Here is a 4,316-nt window from a genome sequence, read left to right as displayed (position 1 = left end):
CCCCCCCCCCCCCACCCCCGCTTCCGCATCACTCCTGGCGATAGACCTCGGCACCGGCCGCGCGGAACTCCGCCGACTTCTCCTTCATGCCGGCTTCGGCGTAGTCACGCACATCCTGGGTGATCTTCATCGAACAGAAGTGCGGGCCGCACATCGAGCAGAAGTGGGCCAGCTTGTGCGCATCCTTCGGCAGCGTCTCGTCATGGAATTCCTTGGCCTTCTCCGGATCCAGGCCAAGATGGAACTGGTCTTCCCAGCGGAACTCGAAACGCGCCTTGCTCAGCGCGTTGTCGCGCACCTGCGCGCCCGGATGCCCCTTGGCCAGGTCGGCTGCGTGCGCGGCAATGCGATAGGCCATGATGCCGTCGCGCACATCCTGGCGGTTGGGCAGGCCAAGGTGCTCCTTCGGCGTCACGTAGCAGAGCATCGCCGTGCCGAACCAGCCGATCATCGCCGCACCGATCGCGCTGGTGATGTGGTCGTAGCCCGGCGCGATGTCGGTGGTCAGCGGGCCCAGCGTATAGAACGGCGCCTCGCCGCACTCGCGCAGCTGCTTGTCCATGTTTTCCTTGATCAGCTGCATCGGCACATGGCCGGGGCCTTCGATCATGGTCTGCACATCATGCTTCCAGGCGATCTTCGTCAGCTCACCCAGCGTTTCCAGCTCACCGAACTGCGCGGCGTCGTTGGCATCGGCGATGCAGCCCGGGCGCAGGCCGTCACCCAGCGAGAAGGTCACGTCATAGGCCTTCATGATCTCGCAGATGTCTTCGAAATGCGTGTAGAGGAAATTCTCCTTGTGGTGCGCCAGGCACCACTTGGCCATGATCGAGCCACCACGGCTGACAATGCCGGTCACGCGCTTGGCGGTGAGTGGCACGTAACGCAGCAGCACGCCAGCGTGGATGGTGAAGTAGTCCACGCCCTGCTCGGCCTGCTCGATCAGCGTGTCGCGGAAGATCTCCCAGGTAAGCGCCTCGGCACGGCCGTCAACCTTCTCCAGCGCCTGGTAGATCGGCACGGTACCGATCGCCACCGGCGAATTGCGGATGATCCACTCGCGGGTTTCGTGGATGTGCTTGCCGGTGGACAGGTCCATCACCGTGTCACCGCCCCAGCGGATCGCCCACACCAGCTTTTCCACTTCCTCGGCAATGCCGGAGGACACGGCACTGTTGCCGATGTTGGCGTTGATCTTGGTCAGGAAGTTGCGGCCGATGATCATCGGCTCGCTTTCCGGATGGTTGATGTTGTTGGGCAGCACCGCGCGGCCGCGTGCGATCTCGTCGCGCACGAATTCGGGTGTGATCACCTTCTGGATTGAAGCACCGAACGACTCGCCCGGGTGCTGCTGCAGCAGGCCGGCATCGCGGACCGCGTCGAGCCGCTGGTTCTCGCGGATGGCGACGAACTCCATTTCCGGCGTGATGATGCCGCGCCGCGCATAGTGCATCTGGGTGACGTTCGCGCCGGCTCGCGCACGGCGTGGCAGGCTGCGCGCAGGGAACCGCACGGCATCGAGTTTCGGGTCATGCTCGCGGTCGCGGCCGAACGAAGAACTCAGTCCTTCGAGCTGTTCGGTATCGCCGCGTTCCTCCACCCAGCCGCGGCGCAGCGCCGGCAGGCCTTCGGACAGATCGATGCGTACGCCCGTATCAGTGTAGGGGCCGGACGTGTCGTAGACCGTGACCGGCGCATTCTCTTCGCCGCCGAACAGGGTCGGCGTGCGGGTCAGCGCGATCTCGCGCATCGGCACCAGCAGATCCGGGCGCGAGCCGGCCACGTGTATCTTGCGCGATCCGGGAATGGGCCGGGTCACGGATTCGGAGAGTTGCTGGGCCTGTTGCTGCAGGGCGGAGAGCTGTGCGTTCATCGGGCATCGTCCAGGAAGGTCAGGGACGAAGCGGCGGCGCACTGCGACCCCGCGCGGACGGTCCTTGGGCGGAGTCCGGGCACGGCTGCATTGCAAAGCTTCCCTACGCCGGTATGAGCCGGATCAGGTTCCAAGGGACTGTCTCAACCGTGGCCACATGGCCCGGTACCCCCGCTTCTTGGTGTGCATTAGAGCATAGAACGTGCTGCGGCCCATGGCTGTTCCATCCACGCACGGCGTGGATCCGCTGTTTCTGTATTAACAGAACCGTGACATCGCATTCAGTAACGTGCACGCGCATCCTGCCGCTGCGGCCGGTGTTTCCTCGCCGCCTTCGCGGCCCCTGCCCGGTCTGTGCTGCATGTCGCCGGCCCCTCGCAGCAAGCTCTGCTCGCTCCCCTCAATCCCTTGATCGGAGAAGCCCCTTCATGGTGTTTCGCGTTTCCATTGCACTGGTTCTGCTGCTGGTGCTGCTCGCCGGTGTTGCACCCGGTCCCTTCAATACCGTGGTGCAGAGCATCCTCGGCGAACTCATCCGCGGCATCGGCTGGCTCTACCTGCTGGTCGTGTTCCTGGCCCTGGTATTCCTGATGTACCTGGCCTTCGGCCGCTTCGGCAACCTGCGCATCGGCGGAGAGGACGCCGAACCGGAGTTCTCGCGGGCCAGCTGGATGTCGATGCTGTTCGCCGCTGGCATGGGCATCGGTCTGGTGTTCTGGGGCGCCGCCGAGCCCATTTCGCACTTCAGCAAGCCACCGGAAGGGCTGGCACCTGAAAGCATGGACGCCGCGCGTGCTGCCATGCGCTACGTGTTCTTCCATTGGGGCCTGCACCCCTGGGCCATCTATGCGCTGATCGGCCTGGCAATGGCCTGGTTCCAGTTCAACCGCAACGGCCGTGGCCAGATCAGCGATATGTTGCAACCGATCATCGGCCGTCACCATCGTGGCTGGATCGGGCATATGGTCAACATCTCCGCGGTCGTCGCCACCGCGGTTGGCGTGGCTACAGCACTGGGCTTCGGCACGGTACAGATCGCGGCCGGCGTGGAACGCGTGTTCGGCGTGCAGGCGGGCGTGCCGCTGCAGCTGACCATCATCGCAGTGGCTTTCGGACTGTACATGGCGTCCACGCTCAGCGGCGTCGGCCGCGGCATGAAATGGCTGTCCAACTTCAACCTTGCATTGGCTGCACTGCTGCTCGCGCTGGTGCTGGTACTCGGCCCGACTGGCGCGATCTTCAACACCTTCACGACGACGTTGGGCTCCTATCTCAATCAGCTGGTGACGATGAGCCTGCGCATGTCACCGTTCTCGTCCAGCACCTGGGTCGCGGACTGGACGATCTTCTACTGGGCCTGGTGGATCTCCTGGGCACCGTTCGTGGGTTCGTTCATCGCGCGCATCTCGCGCGGGCGCAGCGTGCGCGAGTTCGTGATCGGCGTGGTGCTGGCACCGACGCTGCTGGGCTTCTTCTGGTTCTCGGTGTTCGGTGGCACCGCGATCTGGATGCAGATCTTCGGCCAGGCCGACCTGCTGCAGGCACTGGGCAACGGCTATGAAACGGTGCTGTTCACCATGTTCGACAGCATGCCGCTGCCGTTGCTGCTGTCGTGCATTGCGCTGGTGCTACTGATGATCTTCTTCGTGACCTCGGCTGATTCTGCGGTACTTGTGCTGGCCAGCATGTCCACGGACGACGCGGGCGAGCCATTGCGCAAGCACAAAGTGGCGTGGGGTGTCGGCATTGCGCTCGTGGCGGGTTCCTTGCTGTTGGCAGGGGGACTGGAGGCGCTGCAGGGCATGATCACCATCGCTGCGCTGCCGTTCGCGCTGCTGATGCTTCTTGTGATGGTGTCCCTGTACCGGGTGCTGGACCAGGAATACACCCGGGAGCGGCGGCAGGCGCAGCGCCAGCGGCACATGATCGATGCGTGGATTGCACGCGAGATGGCGGCGCAGGAGGAAACCCAGGCGGAGGCAGCGCGCGCGCACGATCAGGATTGAGGGGATTTTGCAGCCTGCGGCTGCACCGCTTTTTTCAAGCAACGGCAACAACAACTTCAAAAGCGGCTCTGGATTTCTGCTGGTCTGGCGGTGAGGGGGCCGATGGCGGGACACGCCGCAAGTACGTCCCTGTAGGCTCGGCCACGGCATCCATGCCGTGGACGGTCCCGCCATCGGCCCCCTCCCCGCCTCCGACAATTTCCCGGTGACGGCAGTAGATCCACGCCATGCGTGGATCAGGTGTATCGGAAAACAAGAAGGGGTCGGATCCGTTTTCCTTCGGAAGACGGGTCCGACCCCAACCCACAGCGCGCGGCTGTTGCTGTTGCTGTTGCCTTTGCTCTTGATCTTCTTCTTTCTCTTCCTGCGGTGGCGGCCGCAGGAAACTGTCCGTGGCCGGGCGGGTGGGTTGGCTGGGGGCGTGAGCCGCATGGGCC

At 64.2% G+C, this 4,316-nt stretch carries 3 protein-coding genes and 1 riboswitch; of the genes, 1 reads left to right on the top strand and 2 read right to left on the bottom strand.

Features of this window, described 5'->3' with window-relative positions; translation table 11 throughout:
- Window positions 1–28 precede the first annotated feature (28 nt).
- On the bottom strand, window positions 29–1,873 hold the full coding sequence (thiC, locus tag O0J15_RS20330) for a phosphomethylpyrimidine synthase ThiC (RefSeq protein ID WP_134731349.1): 1,845 nt from the start codon (window positions 1,871–1,873) through the stop codon (window positions 29–31).
- Window positions 1,874–1,955: 82 nt separating this feature from the next.
- Window positions 1,956–2,056: riboswitch (TPP riboswitch) on the bottom strand.
- Between the two features lie 245 nt (window positions 2,057–2,301).
- On the opposite strand from thiC, the gene O0J15_RS20325 reads away from it, so the two are divergent.
- On the top strand, window positions 2,302–3,879 hold the full coding sequence (locus tag O0J15_RS20325; protein WP_134735221.1) for a BCCT family transporter: 1,578 nt from the start codon (window positions 2,302–2,304) through the stop codon (window positions 3,877–3,879).
- 34 nt (window positions 3,880–3,913) lie between these two features.
- Here O0J15_RS20325 and O0J15_RS20320 read toward each other — a convergent pair.
- On the bottom strand, window positions 3,914–4,316 hold a 403-nt coding region (locus tag O0J15_RS20320), incomplete at its 5' end, for a hypothetical protein (RefSeq protein WP_308306206.1).

This window comes from Stenotrophomonas sp. Sm10, assembly GCF_030985515.1.
GTDB lineage: Bacteria > Pseudomonadota > Gammaproteobacteria > Xanthomonadales > Xanthomonadaceae > Stenotrophomonas > Stenotrophomonas hibiscicola.
This window is presented reverse-complemented; position numbering and strand designations above follow the sequence as displayed.